Genomic DNA, 16,671 nt, shown 5'->3' on the forward strand with positions numbered 1-16,671 from the left:
TTTTCTGCATAAAAAATACCCTCCAAATTGACACTTAGTTTAAGTGTACCACTTGAAGGGTGTTTTTTTATGTCCCATTTGACTAGGTTAGTCTACTTGACTGCTGGTTTTTTTATGCTTCTGTCAGTTCATTCAATCGACGCAAAATACCTTCTGCTTGCTCCATGGCTCCTTTCACATCCGTGAGCTCAGCTGAAAATCGTTTGATGCTTTCCTCCGTCCGGCTGCTGATTTGTTCATTGCTCTGGGAATGGGTCATGATGTTTTCGAATTTACTGGTGACATCCCCAAGCTGCACCGTACCATTGGAAATCAAATCCTCCGCCGTTGCCATGAACTTGCTTACATTGCTGATTTGCGCGTGTGTATCTTGAATAAGCACTGAGACATCGGAGACAGATGTTTTCGTCTCTTCTGCTAGTTTCCGGACTTCGCTTGCGACAACAGCAAACCCTTTCCCCTGCTCACCTGCCCGAGCCGATTCAATCGAAGCATTAAGAGACAGCAGATTTGTCTGCTCGGCAATACCTTCGACCAGACCTACAATGCTGCCAATTTTTGCAGCCGCTTGCTCCAAAGCGATCAGTTCCTGCTGTACCATCGTCATCTGCTCTCCGATACGCTGCATCCGTTCCTGTTGGGATGCAAGTCCTGCTTGTCCTTCCTCCGAGTGACTCACGACTTCTTTTGCTGTATGTTTCGTTTCATTGCTCTGCTCTGTCAGTGTTGCCGAGAATGCAACCAGCCCCTCTACAGCTCGGTTCACCTGCAGGAATATGCTTGTAAGGCTCTCGGAAGTAACTTGAATGCGCTCATGCAGCTTATCTTGCGTTGTAATATGTTCAATATGTACTCGTTCATGTTCTGTATTGTAAGCATCCAATACAATTTGCTGTTCGATATTGAAAATTTTCGTCGTAGCCAAAACGGCTGTACGATAAGCGTGGAAGTCAGTAATATGCTTTTCATAAATGGACAGCATCTGCTGCAGAAGATCTTGGAAAGCTCCCATATACCATTTCGGTTCCAAGCCGATTTTGGCATGTATCAAAGCGATTCGTTTGCGTTTCTCCACATAGTCTCCGTCTACTTTTCCATCAAACATTTCCTCGATATGCCGTTTCAACGTTTGCTTCAGCCTGTCAACGGAACTATTTGATTCGATGATAGCAAGCAAATTATCTTGATTTGTAATGTTTTGATAAAAACGGCTCACAATACTGTCGATCTCCTGATAAACAAGCGGCTGCATATTGATCAAGATACGCAAATCCTCTGCTGTCAAATGGATCATATCCAGTTGCTTCCTGAGCTCGCCATCGATTTGCACGACTACTTTGGCTTCTTTTGTTTGCTTTGCATGTTCCTCGGTTTCAATTTTTCTCTCTTTTTTTCGTTTTAATAACATTTTGGTCCTCCTTATTGAATCCCCCATTTTTACATTATCGGTTGATCAGCAGAAAAATGAAGGTGTCCTTCCAAAATACTGGCAGGAATCCTCACAAGTTGCTGGCTCCATGGCGTTTCTCAAGGCATAATAAAAGCAGAACTTCCGTCTGACGGAAATTCTGCTTCTTGATTAAGGTAAAACTGTCTCACCCATAAGCTGAAGATCGACTTGTTTGGCAACGTCCCTGCCTTCATTGATAGCCCAAACGATCAGACTTTGTCCGCGACGGGCATCGCCGGCAGCGTAAACGTTATCTACATTCGTACGATAATTTCCATATGCTGCTTCTACACGTTTATTCGGTGTAACGTTAACCCCAAACTCTGTAAGCAATGGCGTTTCAGTACCTTCAAAGCCGATCGCAATCAACACGAGCTCAGCAGGCCATACTTTTTCAGATCCTTCGACTTCCTGATAGACGAACATGCCTTGTTCATTACGGACTTTCTGCATATCGATCGTATGCAATTCCTTTAGATTTCCTTGCTCATCCATTACGAATTTCGTTGTCTGGATGGAGTATTGGCGCGGGTCTTGGCCATAGACCGCTTTTGCTTCTTTGTGTGCATATTCCAAGCCGAATACATGCGGATATTCCGGCCATTGGTTATCAGCACTGCGAGCAAGCGGCAGCTGTGGATGTTTACCGAATTGCGTAACACTTTTCGCTCCTTGACGGACAGCAGTTGCGATACAGTCTGCTCCAGTATCTCCGCCGCCGATGACGATGACATTTTTACCTTCAGCATCGAACGCAGGCTGAATGGTGTGTTTGTCATCAAGCAGCGCTTTTGTGGAAGCTGTCAAATAATCCATAGCGATGTGGATTCCTTTTGCTTCCCTTCCTTTGATGACAAGGTCGCGCTGTTTCTGTGCACCTGTGCAGAGAATGACCGCATCATACTGTTCGCGAAGCTCCTCAGCAAGGATATCTTTGCCGATTTCTGTGTTCAGGATAAAATCGATTCCTTCCTGGCGTAATAAATTCACACGGCGCTCTACCACGTCTTTTTCGAGCTTCATATTCGGAATACCATACATTAGCAAACCACCAGCACGATCAGCACGCTCATAAACCGTTACAGAGTGACCAGCTTGGTTCAGCTGATCGGCACTTGCAAGACCAGCAGGGCCGGAACCGATGATGGCTATCTTTTTGCCAGTCCGTTTCTTCGGGATACGTGGTGTAATCCAGCCATTTTCAAAGCCTTTATCGATGATGGCCCGTTCGATATTCTTGATGGTCACTGCCGGGTCGCTGATTGCAACCGTACAGGAACCTTCACAAGGTGCCGGACAGACACGGCCTGTGAATTCCGGGAAGTTATTTGTCAGCATCAATCTTTCCAATGCTTCTTTCCATTTCCCCTTATACACTAGGTCGTTCCACTCCGGGATCAGATTGTAAATCGGACAGCCGGATGTAGCGCCGCCGATTTCCATGCCGATATGACAGAACGGTGTACCGCAGTCCATACAGCGGGCCCCTTGTGTCTTCAGCGTAACATCAGAGAAAGGAGCGGCGTATTCGTTCCAGTCCCCGGTGCGCGTTTTCGGATCGCGTTCAGTTGCTTCTTCTCTTTTGTAGTCGATAAAACCGGTTGCTTTCCCCATACTTCCACCTCTTTCTTAATGTACAGCTGCTGGTTTCTCGGATTCTTTCACTGGTAGCGGCTGCTGATTCTTCAATACAAATGCTTCCATGGCCGCTTCCTCCTGAGAAAGTCCAAGTTCACGCTGTGCATCAATTTGATGCATCATGCTGCGGTAATCAATTGGAATCACTTTTACAAAGTAAGCTAGTTCCGCTTCCCAGTTTTCCAGGATGAAGGATGCTTTTTCACTTTCTGTGTAAGCAGCATGCTTCTCGATCATACTCCGAAGCTCTGCAATTTCTTTTTTATCTGTTAACTGTTCAAAGTCGATCATTTCCGTATTGCAAAGCTGTTTGAATGCTTCCCGATTTGCAGTGTGGACATAAGCGATACCGCCAGACATTCCGGCTGCGAAGTTTTTGCCAACCTCACCGAGTATGACCACCTTACCGCCTGTCATATATTCACAGCCATGCTCCCCGATTCCTTCCACAACTGCTGTCGCGCCGCTATTACGGACTGCGAAGCGTTCACCAGCCATACCGTTGATATAAGCTTCGCCTGAAGTAGCTCCATACAGCGCCACGTTTCCAGCAATTACTTGATGGGCAGCGGATGCTTGGAATTCAGCCGGTTTTTTGACGATCAGTTTTGCCCCGGATAAGCCTTTGCCGACATAGTCATTGGCATCTCCTGTCACCTTCAGCGTCATTCCTTTTGGTGTGAAAGCACCAAAGCTCTGTCCTGCTGAACCGTTGAAATGCAGATTCACTGTGTCTTCCGGAAGACCAGCTTCGGCAAATTTCTTGCTGATATTGCTTCCTGCAAGCGTCCCGGCCACACGGTTGATATTGCGGATCGGCATTTCCAGATTTACTTTTCCTTCGCCAGAAAGTGCTTTTTCCAGCTGCGGCAGGATATCAGTCGTATCCAACGCGATATCGATCTTATGGTTTTGCGGTGTGCTGTAAGTCCGCGGACCATCGATTTGATGAAGCAGTCTGCTCAAATCTAGCTGACCTGCTTTCCAATGCGATTTGGCCCGTTCGGAAACTTCCAGCACGTCTGTTCGGCCGACCATTTCTTCCATTGTGCGGAAACCAAGCTCTGCCATTATTTCCCTGACTTCCTGCGCGATGAACGTCATGAAGTTGACGACATGATCCGGATCACCCATGAATTTCTTGCGCAGCTCTGGGTTTTGCGTCGCGATGCCGACAGGGCAAGTATCGATATGGCAGACACGCATCATGACACAGCCCAAAACTACCAGTGGAGCTGTCGCAAAGCCATACTCTTCTGCACCAAGCAGTGCTGCCATGACAACATCACGGCCAGTCATCAATTTACCGTCGGTCTCCAAACGGACACGGTCGCGCAAACCATTCAGCATAAGCGTCTGGTGTGCTTCCGCCAGTCCGATCTCCCATGGAAGACCAGCGTGCTTGATACTTGTTTTCGGCGATGCTCCTGTACCGCCGTCGTAACCACTGATGACGATAACGTCAGCAGCGCCTTTGGCAACGCCGGCAGCAATCGTTCCGACGCCGCCTTTTGCGACCAATTTAACACTGATTCTTGCGTCGCTATTGGCATTTTTCAAATCGTGGATCAGCTGCGCCAAATCCTCGATACTGTAAATATCGTGATGCGGAGGCGGAGAAATCAAACCGACACCAGGAGTCGATTTCCGAACATCTGCAACCCATGGATACACTTTCTTGCCTGGCAACTGTCCGCCTTCTCCTGGTTTTGCACCTTGAGCGACTTTGATTTGCAGCTCATTTGCTTGCACTAGATAAGAACTCATGACACCGAAACGGCCAGAAGCTATCTGCTTGATGGCACTGCGGCGATAATCCCCGTTTTCATCCGGCGTATAGCGCTTCGCGTTTTCGCCACCTTCACCACTGTTACTTTTTCCGCCTAAACGGTTCATTGCTATGGCTAATGCTTCATGTGCTTCTTCGCTGATCGAGCCAAAGGACATCGCACCAGTCTTGAAGCGCGTCACGATGCTTTCCACCGATTCAACTTCTGCAAGCGGAATCGCCTTCGTTTTCTTGAAATCAAATAAGTTGCGGAGGAAGCCGAGCCGTTCTTGATCGGCAGCTTCGGTATATTCTTTGAACAAATCGTAATTATTGCGTCGGCATGCCCATTGCAGTGTATGGATCGTTTTCGGGTTGAACGCATGATGCTCGCCGTTTTTACGCCATTGATACTCGCTGCCCGTTTCAAGGGTTGTCGTTTGTGATTTATAAGCCTCCTGATGGCGTTTTTTCGCCTCAAGAGCAATCGTGTTCAAGTCGATGCCATCAACTTGGGATGTTGTTCCAGTGAAATACTTGGAAATGACTTGATGACTGATACCGACTGCTTCAAAGATTTGGGCCCCGCGGTAGCTTTGTACAGTGCTGATTCCCATTTTGGACATGACCTTGACGACGCCTTCTGTCATCGCAGCAGCATATTGTCTGATGGCATCAGGATATGACAATGCAATATCATCGTTATCGATCGCTTCCTTCACTGTTGCATAAGCCAGATAAGGATGGATGGCATCTGCTCCATAGCCGAGCAGTGTTGCAACATGATGCACTTCCCTAACTTCCCCGGCAGAGGCGATCAAGCTGACCTTCGTCCGAAGACCTTTGCGGACAAGATGCTGATGCAAGCCGCTCACAGCTAGCAGCGTCGGAACCGGTACATAAATATCCGACATGAGGCGGTCTGTCAGCACGAGTACGCTGACACCCTTACTGATCGCTTCCTCTGCTTCCTGGAAAATGCGCTGCATGCTTTTCTTCAGATTTTCCCCGAATAATGTGTGGATTTCCTGCAGCTTGAAATCACCGCTTTGGTCGGATACCAGCTGTTCCAGTTGATTATTCGTCATGACAGGTGATGATAATTTGATCCGTCGGCAATTCGTTTCATCCGGATGCAGCAAATTGCCCTCTTTGCCAAGATAAGAAAGCGTGCTTGTGACGATTTGCTCTCGATACGCATCGATTGGCGGGTTCGTTACTTGGGCGAATAGCTGTTTGAAATAATTGAACAGCGATTGCGGCCGATCGGACAGCACGGAAAGTGGCGTGTCATTCCCCATCGCTCCGATTGGGTCTTTGCCTTCCGATACAAGCGGAACAAGATACTTCTTCACATCTTCATAGGTGTAGCCGAAAGCTTTCTGTCGTGTGACAAGATCTTCGATAGCGCTATCGTCCGAAACCGTCTGATCATGAAGTTCCACGATATGATCATCCAGCCATTTTTGATACGGCTGTGCCGCAGCCATTTCTTGCTTGATTTCCTCATCAGGGATCAGGCGGCCTTGCTCCATATCCAATAACAGCATTTTGCCAGGGCTGAGTCGTTCTTTGAGCAGGACATTTTCTTCTTCGACATCAATGACGCCTACTTCAGAGGAAAGGATAAGATGATCATCTTTCGTCACATAATAGCGGCCTGGACGCAAACCGTTGCGGTCAAGGACTGCTCCGATTTGTTTGCCGTTCGTGAATGAAATGGCTGTCGGTCCGTCCCATGGCTCCATCAATGTGCTATGATAAGCATAAAATGCACGTTTTTCTTTATTCATGTATGGGTTCTTATCCCATGGTTCCGGAATCATCATCATGGCTGCATGAGCCGGTTTGCGACCCGCAAGCACGAAGAATTCAAAAGCATTATCCATGATGGAGGAATCACTTCCGTCCGTATCAAGAATCGGCAGAATCTTCGCAGTGTCCTTACCAAAAGCTTTTGAAACCAACTGCTTCTGTCGGGCGTGCATCCAGTTGACGTTCCCTTGCAGTGTATTGATTTCGCCATTATGGATGAGATAACGGTTTGGATGGGCGCGTTCCCAGCTTGGGAATGTATTTGTACTGAATCGAGAGTGTACAAGTGCAAAAGCACTTTCAAAAAGCGGATCCTGAAGATCCAGATAAAACTGATCCACTTGCACGGAAGTCAGCATCCCTTTGTAGACGATCGTTTCACTGGAAAAGCTTGCGAAATACAAATGCTGCTGCATTTCTTTTGCTTCGTTTTCCGCTTGCTTGCGAATCACGTACAGTTTGCGCTCGAACGGGAGCCCTTTTTCAGTCTGCTCGCCGATTCCGACGAACAGTTGGCGGACAAAAGGCTTCACATCGCGTGCCATCGTGCCGATGTGCGTGTCATCGACAGGTACAGTGCGCCAGCCGATTACGTGCTGCCCTTCTGCTTCCACAAGCGCGCTGATCTTGCTTTCCAATTCTTCTTGCTGTGCGTCCTGTGTGTTGAAGAAAATCATGGCTACGCCATAGAGCCCTGCTTCAGGTAAAGAAAATTCCGTCTTTTCGGAAAAATAACGGTGTGGAAGCTGTACCATGATCCCTGCTCCGTCCCCTGATGCGGGATCGCTTCCTTGACCGCCGCGGTGATCCAGCTGACATAATAGCTGCAATCCTTTTTGAACGATATAATGGGCGGCTTTCCCCTTCATATGCGCGTATAAGCCGATACCGCATGCATCGTGCTCGAATTCCGGGCGATAAAGGCCTTGTGCTTTTGGTAGAAAATGAAATGCCATTATTAATCCCTCACTCTCTGTCTCGAAACCGACATGTTGTCTTATAGAACATTGTAGGTTTTCTGATTGATCGAAACAATATATAATTTAGATAGAATCAATCTCATTTTGAGATAGAACGGAGGAAAACTGCATGGAATTACGTCAACTGCGCTATTTTATCGAGGTTGCCAAGCGGGAGCATATGTCGGAAGCGGCCGAATATTTGCTTGTTGCACAGTCAGCCATCAGCCGGCAAATCAGTAATTTGGAAGATGAACTTGGGGTGGACTTGTTCGAACGGGAAGGTAGAAATGTCAAGCTGACCAAAATCGGCCGCACCTTCCTTTCCCATGTCGAGACAGCCATGCAGGCAATCGATTATGCGAAAAAGCAAATCGATGAGCATTTGGATCCGGAGCGCGGGTCCATCAAAATCGGCTTTCCGACCAGCTTGGCCGGTCAGCTCTTGCCGACAGTCATCTATTCTTTTAAAGAAGCTTACCCGAACATTCAATTTCAGCTTCGCCAGGGTACCTATCAATTCCTTATCGAGCAAGTATCCCGCGGCGATATTGATATTGCTTTCATCGGCCCGGTTCCTAGGGATCATGACCGGATTGAAGGCGAAATCCTCTTCACGGAAAGCTTCTCTGCGCTCGTACCTGTCGCGCACCGTTTCGCTGAGAGGGAACAGCTGCAGTTGAAGGATCTGCAGAATGAGCAGTTTGTGCTTTTCCCTGACGGATATAAGCTGAGGCAGCTGGTGATGGATGGGTGTAAAAAAGCAGGTTTTGAACCGACTGTATCATCGGAAGGCGAAGATCTTGATGCCATCAAGGGCCTTGTCGCGGCTAGTATCGGCATCAGCATTTTGCCGGAAAGTACATTCTATGATGCCACGCCCCGGCTGACAACAAAAATCCCCATCACCTTCCCGGAGGTCAGGAGATCTGTCGGTATCATTATGCCGAAGGAAAGGCAAGTGGCGCCTTCTGAACGTTTATTTTATGAATTTGTGCGGGATTTCTTTTCCCGTCTGCAGCAATTCAGATGAAAAAAAGCGATTGTGCGTTGTGCACAATCGCTTTTTAGTTTGCCAGCTGGTCAGCCGGGCGCAGTAGACGGCTTAGTTTTGTCAGTTCGAATTCCTCAAGCATCGCTTGTTTCTGCTTCTCATCCACTGCCCAGACAGCATCTTCCAGAGAACAGCTGATCGGAACCTCACAATGGATAGCCGCGAGCTTTCTGCTCAAATGCAAGTTATCCAAGTCTGACTCGATCTTTTTTCTGACGCCATTGGGCAGTTCTGTTAAGTTCTCCAGCAGTTTATCGATGTTTTCAAATTGGGTCAGCAGCTTAATCGCTGTCTTTTCACCGATTCCTTTGACACCAGGATAGTTATCCGAGCTATCTCCCATCAAACCTTTCATATCGATGATTTGTGCTGGAGTCAGGCCTTTTTGTTCCAAGAAGGTGGCTTCCTGGAATACTTCATAGTTGCCTTCGCCTTTACGCATGATGGCCACATCGACATTCGGGCGGACAAGCTGCAGCATATCCTGGTCACCGGTAACTATCGTCACTTGATGTCCTTCTTCTGCATAAAGACATGCCAATGTCCCGATGCAGTCATCTGCTTCATAATTTTTGAGTCCGATATTGGGGATGCCATATCCAGCTGCGACCTGTTTGACTGCCTCGAATTGCGGAATCAGTTCAACAGGCGGTGCTTCACGATTACCTTTGTACGTATCCAGCATCTCGCTGCGGAATGTCTTCGAACCCATATCCCAGCAGGCAGCAACATGCGTCGGTTCAAAGTGTTCGACAGCTGCGGACAAATGCCGGATGAAGCCATGCAGGCCATTTGTCGGCATCCCTTTTGAATTGACCATATAATAATTGCGGTAAGCTGTGGCATGAAATGCTCGGAATAAAATCGCCATGCCATCTATTAATAAAATGTGGTTTTTCATACGTTTCTCAATGTCCCCTTCTTTTCTTTCATCCTCTTATCCAATATTACAAGCTTTTAGTTTAACATACTAGTACAAGTTATTTATATAGGGTAAAATAAGTCATATTACACCAGGAAGGAGCTATTGAATATGACAACAAACTTTGCCAAAGCAACATTCGCAGGAGGATGCTTCTGGTGTATGGTGAAACCATTCGATCAATGGGATGGAGTGGAATCAGTCATTTCCGGCTACACAGGAGGCCACGTCGAAAATCCGACATACGAACAAGTGAAAACAGGGACATCGGGACACTATGAAGCTGTCGAAATCACCTATGACCCAACCAAAATAACATACCAGCAAATTCTGGATTTATATTGGCCGCAAATCGATCCCACCGATGCAGGCGGGCAATTCCACGACCGCGGCGACCAGTACCGTACAGCTGTCTTCTACCATGATGATGTACAGGAAGAGCTAGCCCAATTTTCCAAGAAGGCGCTAGAAGAAAGCGGCAAGTTCAAGCAGCCGATCGTGACGGAAATTCTTCCGGCAGCTGTCTTCTACCCTGCCGAGGAATATCATCAGGACTTCTATAAGAAAGAAAAAGAAGCTTATGAAGAAGACCGCGCCAAATCCGGGCGTGATGAATTCATCGATGAGCATTGGAATAAATAAAGGAGCGACTTTTCGCTCCTTGTTTTCAACTCTTTGGTTTACATAATGATATTATGGTCGACTTCATGCTTGATCAGTTCATATGATTTCCATTTCGCTTCCTTATCGTGGATATTCGTGATCAGCATGAACTCGTCCGCTTGATAAAGTTCCTTCAGTCTTTCCAGCTCCATCCTGACTTGCTCAGGTGTTCCAATGACGCAGCGTTTGCGGTTTTGCCGAATTGTTTCTCTATCCGTTTCTGTAAGCTGGCGTTTTGCTATAAGCTCAGGCGACGGAACTTGTGTATCGCGCCCTTTCCCGACGCTCAGCAGCCAATGATCCTGACTCTCCGCCAACGCTTCCGCCTGTTCTTTTGTTTCCGCACAGACAACGAAGATACAAACAATGCCATATGGTTTCTCCCTCGTGACCGATGGACGAAATGCTTCCTTATATATAGGCATCGCTTTTGGCTTAGCTGGACTGATGAAGTGACCGAATACATAACCGATACCCAATTCACCCGCCCGTTTGGCACTCTCTTCCGATAAACCAAGGACCCATAATGGAGCTGGCTCCTTAACACGCGGTGATGCTTTCACCGAACGATAAGGGTGATCACGCGGGAGTGTGTTGGATAGAAAGCCTTGGAGTTCTTCGAGCTTTCTTGGAAATGCTCCCATGCCGTTTTCTGCTCCATCCGCCAAAGCACTTCTCGTCTGTTCATTTCCCCCTGGTGAACGGCCGACTCCCAAATCGACCCGTCCAGGAAATAATCCCGCCAACGTATGAAAGGTTTCCGCTACCTTCAACGGGCTGTACTGCGGCAGCAATACCCCGCCCGTCCCAACTTTTATCGTTTTCGTCGCACTAGCAATTCTCGTCGCCATGATTTCAGGTGCGACGCTGACCAGTCCGTTTGTATTGTGATGCTCTGCAAACCAGTAACGCTCATAACCTAATCCTTCTGCATGCTGGGCAAGTTCTACTGCTTCTTGTAATGCATCTTCCGGCGTAGCGCCCCTTCTGATCGGTGCCTGATCCAATATGCTGAGCTTCATGCGCCCACCTCTTCTCTGATCTTCTCATTTTTATTTTAGGGAAAGTGATGGGAGGCATACAAGGTATTCGCTCAGCAACGCTAAAAATTACTTTTTAAGGGAGATGCCTAAATTATGAGATTGGCTTACTTTATTATTTTTCGTTCTAAAGTGTCCTCTATCAAGGACCAGGCTTCATGACAGCTGGGAGTTGTGATAAACGGTTTAAATCCATAGTTTAGGTACATATTAACCGCTTGGTAACTTGTTGTTTGCGAAGTTAGATAGGCCTTTGAGTGATAGTTTGCCAAGATATTCATGGCTGCACTCAGTAAAGGTTTGGATAGTTTTTTTCCTTGATATGCAGGAACAATTCCTACCCAATGGATTCTCCCTAAAATTTCTCCATCGTCTTTTAAGCTGCCATACCATGCCGTTGTGGTTCCAATCACTTCTCCATGTTCATTTTCGATGAACACACATCTTTTTATCATTTCTTCAATGTATGGTCCAAATTCTTTATGAAAGTGCTCTATTGCAGATTCTTTACTATCAAATTCATCTACACTTGCTTCCACACGTGCCCAATGATGTTCGTCACCTTTCTCAAAAAATCTGATTCGAAATCCATCAGGAAGCGGGTATTGAGGAATATGCAACAAATCCTCTCTCACCATACGAAGTGGAATTCTTTTCATTTAAATCATCTCCTTATAAAATTACATGTCTTGTACGCATCCGCCTCGAAGTTCGAAGTGATTCACTTTACTAAACCTTGCATTCACTTATGTATTCTACTAAAAAAAGTGTTTAGTCTTTACCAATCCTTCAATAACTGCTCAGAAGTGGCATATCCAGCACCCGGTGCTGCGTTCAGTGACAATTACAATCTCTCCTTTCTACGAATGCACTTTCATCATTTCATTGCCTTTTACTAGGTTTTGAAACACATGAATGCGAGGTTAAGCTGGCATTTAATTAAGTTTCTCAACGCAAAAAAGCTTCATTAACAAACTACTGCCTGCCACGAAAACAATGCCTTCACCCCCTTGTTGGCAACACAGGGTTCAATTATCGCAAATCCTGCTTTAACAAGGCATCGCATCCATACCCTCAATTGTAAGCGATAACAAGTCTATCAGCTATTCTTCTTGCATGTTTGATGATTATATGAGGGCTGTACTGCGGCAGCAATACCCCGGATGTTCAAACTTCGATTGTATGGAACGTACTCGCAATCCGCGTTGCCATGATTTCAGTGCGACACTCCCTTTTGTATGATGATGCTCCGCAAACCAGTATAGCTCATAGCCTAATCTTTCTGTATGCCAGGCTAATTCTGGGCTTTTCCTGCAATGCCTCTTCCGGCGTAGTTCCCCTTCTTATCCCTGCTTGCCTCAATACGCTGAGCTTTTTGCGCCCACATCTTCTCAGCTAATTCTATTTAGCATTGTAGGGAATGAAACAGGAAGCATGCAAGGTATTCGCTCAGCGATTGTAAAGACAAAATTTTAAAAAGGGGTGAGCAGCACTAATGCTTTTTCATACTATATTCAAATATAAACTTGAACAAAAAAACCGCATTCTATATACTTTATTCAAATATTACTTTGAATATGGAGATGACGAAATGGCAAAAGAAACAGCTTTTTGCAATGTTACCTGCCTCCACGAGGATAAAGTGAACCGAGTCAAGGAGAACTTGTCCGATGAACATTTACATGATGTTACCAAGTTATTGAAAGCTGTTGCGGATCAAACACGTATAAAGATCATTTCAGCTTTGACAATCGAAGAAGAATTATGTGTCTGTGACGTAGCCAATATTCTGGATTGCAGCATTGCCACCACATCCCATCACTTGCGTACGTTAAAAAAAGCTGGACTTACGAGTACAAGGAAAGAAGGCAAAACGGTTTATTATAAGCTTAGCGATCATTATATGACCGGCTTTATCCTCCAGGCCATTTCACAACAAAAAGAAATAGCACTAATAAAAGGAGAATGCGAAAATGACAAATCAAAGCAAAAAAAGCTCCTGCTGTCAGGGAGCCGTTCAGAATCAAAATAATTGCTGCAGCACGAACATGCAAGTTGCTGCAACGTCCACTGCATCCCATGCCAATTCAACTTCAGAAGGAATTAATAACACTGTCACTGTTGCGGTAAAAAACGAGAAAAAAGAAGATTGCTGCTCGGCGGACGACCCCGACGAATCGGACAGAGGAAACTGTTGTCCTTCTGGCGGAATCGGGACTGACGAAGCACCTTGTTGCTCTTCTTCAAAAACCCAAACAGAAACATCTTGCTGTTCTCCCATTGAAGTGGCCACTTCAGAGATTTCTTGCTGCATAAATAGTACGGTAAAAGACCTTGATACCCTATCAAAAACAGACACCTTAGCAGGCAGTAACTGCTACACTGCTGATACTTGCAAATCAACTGCAGCGGCACAGCATAAGGCTCTTTCTAATAGCCCAATCATGACATATAATGTCTCCGGCATGGATTGCGGTGCATGTGCAAAAACAATTGAGAAAGCGGTCCGGATGCTGCCTGGCGTTCAATCCGTCAAAGTGCAATTTTCCACTGGAAAGATGAAAGTTGCTGCCAAAGAAGCGTCACAACTTACCATCATTCCGAAGACTGTTTCGAAACTTGGCTACAGTGCTGTTGAGCTTCCTGGTAATGGAGAAACATATGTGGTCGAAGGAATGGACTGCGGTGCATGTGCCAAAACGATCGAGAATCATTTACGGAAAATACCTGAAGTCAAACACATAGAAGTTAACTTTTCTACAGGTAAAATGCAAATTGATCACGAAGCTGATAAAGAAACGATTATCCGTGAGGTTCAAAAAGCTGGTTATAAAGCAGAGTTATCCTCCAAGCGAAATCCTTCAGACCCCGAGGAGAAAAAAAGTTTTGACTTTGGCAGTATTTCTGTCGCTGGGTCCGGTATCCTCCTCGTCCTGGGATTTGGCCTTAGCTATACTGAGATACCAAGCCTTGTCTCAGTTCTGCTTTATGCACTTGTGATGGTAATCTGCGGGTATAAGCCTCTGAAAAGCGCTTATTACGCTGTTAAAAGCGGTTCACTTGATATGAATGTACTGATGTCTGTAGCCGCGATCGGCGCTGCCATTATCGGCGAGTGGCTGGAAGGTGCCGTTGTCGTCTGGCTGTTCTCCCTAGGCGCCATGCTCCAAATGAGGTCGGTGAATCGAACACGTCATAGCATCAAAGAATTGATGGACCTTGCTCCACCGGAAGCATGGGTAAGAAAAGGCGGTGACTTAATAAAAGTCGCCGTGGAAGAAGTCAAGCTTGGTGACACGATTGTTGTCAAAGCCGGTGATCGCATTCCGCTTGATGGTGAGGTAATCAAAGGAGAATCCAGTGTAAATCAGGCATCGATCACCGGAGAATCCATCCCTGTTGATAAAACAGTCAACGATAATGTCTTTGCAGGTACAGTAAATGAAAATGGCACATTGGAAATCAATGTCACCAAGCTAGTCGAAGATACAACCATCGCTAAAATCATTGAAATGGTAGAAGAGGCACAAGGGAAGCAAGCGCCAACCCAAGCATTCATTGATCGGTTTACCAGCATCTATACACCCGTCGTGTTTGTACTGGCGCTTTTGGTTATCGCTGTTCCCCCTTTTTTTGGATTTGGCACTAGGAGTGAATGGGTTTATCGGGGGCTTGAACTGCTTGTCATTGCATGTCCTTGCGCCTTGGTCATTTCCACTCCCGTAGCAATCGTTGCGGCAATCGGTAACGCTGCAAAAAATGGCGTGCTGATCAAAGGCGGCACTTCATTGGAAATCGCAGGAAAAATCAGTGCGATTGCATTTGATAAGACAGGAACAATAACGGAAGGAAAACCGAAAGTTACCGACATACGAGTATGCAGTGGCAGTCAGGAATCTTTGTTGGAGATCGCAAAGACACTTGAAGCTTATTCCAATCATCCAATCGCTAATTCGATTGTTGCATATGCGGATGAACTGAATATTCACCAATTAGAAGGCGATAAGTTTCAAAGTATTGCCGGAAAAGGTGTATCTGCTTTAATAGATGGAAGAACCTATTTCGCAGGAAATGTAAAGTTATTCAATGATTTGAAAGTAACCATTCCTCCTGTCATTGGGGATATACAGGAGCAAGCAAAAACAATCGTTATCGTTGGCAGCAGGCAAGCGATACTTGGTGTTATTTGTGTAGAGGATACAATCCGCCATATAACGGTGAAAGCAATCCAGCAGCTGGAAGCAGACGGCCTGAAGGAAATGGTCATGCTCACCGGCGATAATGAAAAAACAGCCGCACTTATGGCCAAGAAATCAAAGGTGAACCGCTATTTCGCCAACTTACTGCCGGAAGATAAAGTGACATCCATCAAAAAGCTGCAGCAGGAAGGCTACAAAACGGCAATGGTCGGAGACGGCATCAATGATGCTCCTGCCTTGGCAACAGCGGATCTGGGAATCGCCATGGGCGGTGCCGGCACGGATACGGCCATCGAAACAGCAGACATCGTCCTGATGGCCGACAATCTTGAGAAACTGCCTTTCACGATAAAACTCAGTAAAAAAGCCATAACTATCATCAAACAGAACATCTGGTTCTCCATTTTGATAAAAGCGGCAGCTTTAGTATTGATTGTTCCCGGCTGGCTGACCTTGTGGCTGGCGGTTTTGAGTGATACCGGTGCGGCAATACTCGTTATATTGAGTAGTTTACGTCTGTTTAAAATGAAATAACGTATTGTTAAAACCCTGATCAGCAATCTTAGATCGGGCTTTAATAAGAAAAGTTGTATCATTGTAATTGAGGATCTCTTCTTTATTCAGAATTGAAGTGGCTTTCCTTAAACATTGAACTCAATTCATCAAATAACGAATCTTATTTCCATCAAGGTCATAGAAAACACAGTTTTTCCTGCATGTACCCTGCTTTTAATCTGTCCACCCATAATTTGTTTGTCCATAAAATCCCTTAGTATTGATTACAACGCACTTAATCTATTAGCTTACAAAAGGTAATGAAAATGCTCTTTGCCGTGAATAGCAATGATAATTGCGAGGTGATTTTCTTAGCCGATCCAAGCATTTTTCCTTGAAAAATACGGTTGGTGCACGCTGCATCGGTATTCTTTCCATGAATGCTTGGTTCTTTTCTTGGTTCTCAGTTGTAAGTGGCCGTTCTACTGAGCCTAGCAATTTCGTATTGTCCCGTATATTGTAACGAGCTATCTCAAAAGCAAACAGCTGATTATAGCTGAATGCATAATCATTTCATACCTTATGCAACTTGGAGCCATATAATTAAAGAATTGAATGAAATTAAAGAGGATCATTAGTCGCGACTAGTAAAAAGCATCACAAACATA

The 16,671-nt window shown here is 45.8% G+C and carries 10 protein-coding genes and 1 pseudogene; 4 read left to right on the plus strand and 7 right to left on the minus strand.

The genetic code is table 11. The features are described from left to right. Window positions 1–112 precede the first annotated feature (112 nt). The 3 genes from BLQ53_RS06130 to gltB form a co-directional block, all read right to left on the minus strand. Window positions 113–1,408 (minus strand): globin-coupled sensor protein, encoded by a 1,296-nt coding sequence (locus BLQ53_RS06130; RefSeq protein ID WP_170829599.1) that lies wholly within the window; start codon window positions 1,406–1,408, stop codon window positions 113–115. A 171-nt stretch (window positions 1,409–1,579) separates the two neighbouring features. Then, a complete protein-coding gene (gene gltD, locus BLQ53_RS06135) occupies window positions 1,580–3,064 on the minus strand; it encodes a glutamate synthase small subunit (RefSeq protein ID WP_093726421.1) in 1,485 nt (494 codons plus the stop codon). Window positions 3,065–3,079: 15 nt separating this feature from the next. Further along, window positions 3,080–7,627, minus strand: coding sequence for a glutamate synthase large subunit (gene gltB / locus BLQ53_RS06140; protein WP_093726422.1), 4,548 nt, complete (start codon window positions 7,625–7,627; stop codon window positions 3,080–3,082). Window positions 7,628–7,760: 133 nt separating this feature from the next. Here gltB and gltC point away from each other — a divergent pair, with 133 nt between their 5' ends. Then, window positions 7,761–8,663, plus strand: a complete 903-nt coding sequence (gene gltC, locus BLQ53_RS06145) for a glutamate biosynthesis transcriptional regulator GltC (RefSeq protein ID WP_093726423.1) — start codon at window positions 7,761–7,763, stop codon at window positions 8,661–8,663. 34 nt (window positions 8,664–8,697) lie between these two features. Here the strand turns inward: gltC and BLQ53_RS06150 are convergent, their stop codons facing one another. Continuing rightward, a complete protein-coding gene (locus tag BLQ53_RS06150) occupies window positions 8,698–9,585 on the minus strand; it encodes a 5'-3' exonuclease (protein ID WP_093726424.1) in 888 nt (295 codons plus the stop codon). Between the two features lie 132 nt (window positions 9,586–9,717). On the opposite strand from BLQ53_RS06150, the gene msrA reads away from it, so the two are divergent. Then, the gene (msrA, locus tag BLQ53_RS06155; RefSeq protein WP_093726425.1) at window positions 9,718–10,248 is read left to right on the plus strand and encodes a peptide-methionine (S)-S-oxide reductase MsrA; all 531 of its coding nucleotides are present in this window, start codon (window positions 9,718–9,720) and stop codon (window positions 10,246–10,248) included. Between the two features lie 38 nt (window positions 10,249–10,286). Here msrA and BLQ53_RS06160 read toward each other — a convergent pair whose 3' ends face one another. Together BLQ53_RS06160 and BLQ53_RS06165 are read right to left on the minus strand one after the other, a co-directional pair. Next, window positions 10,287–11,291 (minus strand): LLM class flavin-dependent oxidoreductase, encoded by a 1,005-nt coding sequence (locus tag BLQ53_RS06160; RefSeq protein WP_093726426.1) that lies wholly within the window; start codon window positions 11,289–11,291, stop codon window positions 10,287–10,289. A 125-nt stretch (window positions 11,292–11,416) separates the two neighbouring features. Beyond that, entirely contained in the window at window positions 11,417–11,968 is a 552-nt protein-coding gene (locus BLQ53_RS06165) for a GNAT family N-acetyltransferase (RefSeq protein ID WP_093726427.1), read from the minus strand. 932 nt (window positions 11,969–12,900) lie between these two features. On the opposite strand from BLQ53_RS06165, the pseudogene BLQ53_RS06170 reads away from it, so the two are divergent. Continuing rightward, window positions 12,901–13,266, plus strand: a pseudogene (locus BLQ53_RS06170) (ArsR/SmtB family transcription factor); the annotation flags it as partial. Between the two features lie 66 nt (window positions 13,267–13,332). Here BLQ53_RS06170 and BLQ53_RS19160 read toward each other — a convergent pair. Further along, window positions 13,333–13,590: a hypothetical protein gene (locus tag BLQ53_RS19160; protein ID WP_244499274.1), complete on the minus strand. Its 258-nt coding sequence runs from the start codon at window positions 13,588–13,590 to the stop codon at window positions 13,333–13,335. A 163-nt stretch (window positions 13,591–13,753) separates the two neighbouring features. Between BLQ53_RS19160 and BLQ53_RS06175 the strand changes: the two genes are divergently transcribed. After that, a complete protein-coding gene (locus BLQ53_RS06175; protein ID WP_244499275.1) occupies window positions 13,754–16,042 on the plus strand; it encodes a heavy metal translocating P-type ATPase in 2,289 nt (762 codons plus the stop codon). Window positions 16,043–16,671: the final 629 nt, after the last annotated feature.

The sequence above is a fragment of the Terribacillus halophilus genome, from assembly GCF_900101385.1.
GTDB lineage: Bacteria > Bacillota > Bacilli > Bacillales > Amphibacillaceae > Terribacillus > Terribacillus halophilus.

What these genes read in the sequence shown, in the direction of transcription:
- BLQ53_RS19160 (WP_244499274.1), bottom strand. Translation starts at nt 13,590, where the DNA reads ATGGGAGAACAGCAAGATGTTTCTGTTTGGGTTTTTGAAGAAGAGCAA.
- gltC (WP_093726423.1), top strand. Translation starts at nt 7,761, where the DNA reads ATGGAATTACGTCAACTGCGCTATTTTATCGAGGTTGCCAAGCGGGAG.
- gltB (WP_093726422.1), bottom strand. Translation starts at nt 7,627, where the DNA reads ATGGCATTTCATTTTCTACCAAAAGCACAAGGCCTTTATCGCCCGGAA.
- msrA (WP_093726425.1), top strand. Translation starts at nt 9,718, where the DNA reads ATGACAACAAACTTTGCCAAAGCAACATTCGCAGGAGGATGCTTCTGG.
- gltD (WP_093726421.1), bottom strand. Translation starts at nt 3,064, where the DNA reads ATGGGGAAAGCAACCGGTTTTATCGACTACAAAAGAGAAGAAGCAACT.
- BLQ53_RS06175 (WP_244499275.1), top strand. Translation starts at nt 13,754, where the DNA reads ATGACATATAATGTCTCCGGCATGGATTGCGGTGCATGTGCAAAAACA.
- BLQ53_RS06160 (WP_093726426.1), bottom strand. Translation starts at nt 11,291, where the DNA reads ATGAAGCTCAGCATATTGGATCAGGCACCGATCAGAAGGGGCGCTACG.
- BLQ53_RS06165 (WP_093726427.1), bottom strand. Translation starts at nt 11,968, where the DNA reads ATGAAAAGAATTCCACTTCGTATGGTGAGAGAGGATTTGTTGCATATT.
- BLQ53_RS06130 (WP_170829599.1), bottom strand. Translation starts at nt 1,408, where the DNA reads ATGTTATTAAAACGAAAAAAAGAGAGAAAAATTGAAACCGAGGAACAT.
- BLQ53_RS06150 (WP_093726424.1), bottom strand. Translation starts at nt 9,585, where the DNA reads ATGAAAAACCACATTTTATTAATAGATGGCATGGCGATTTTATTCCGA.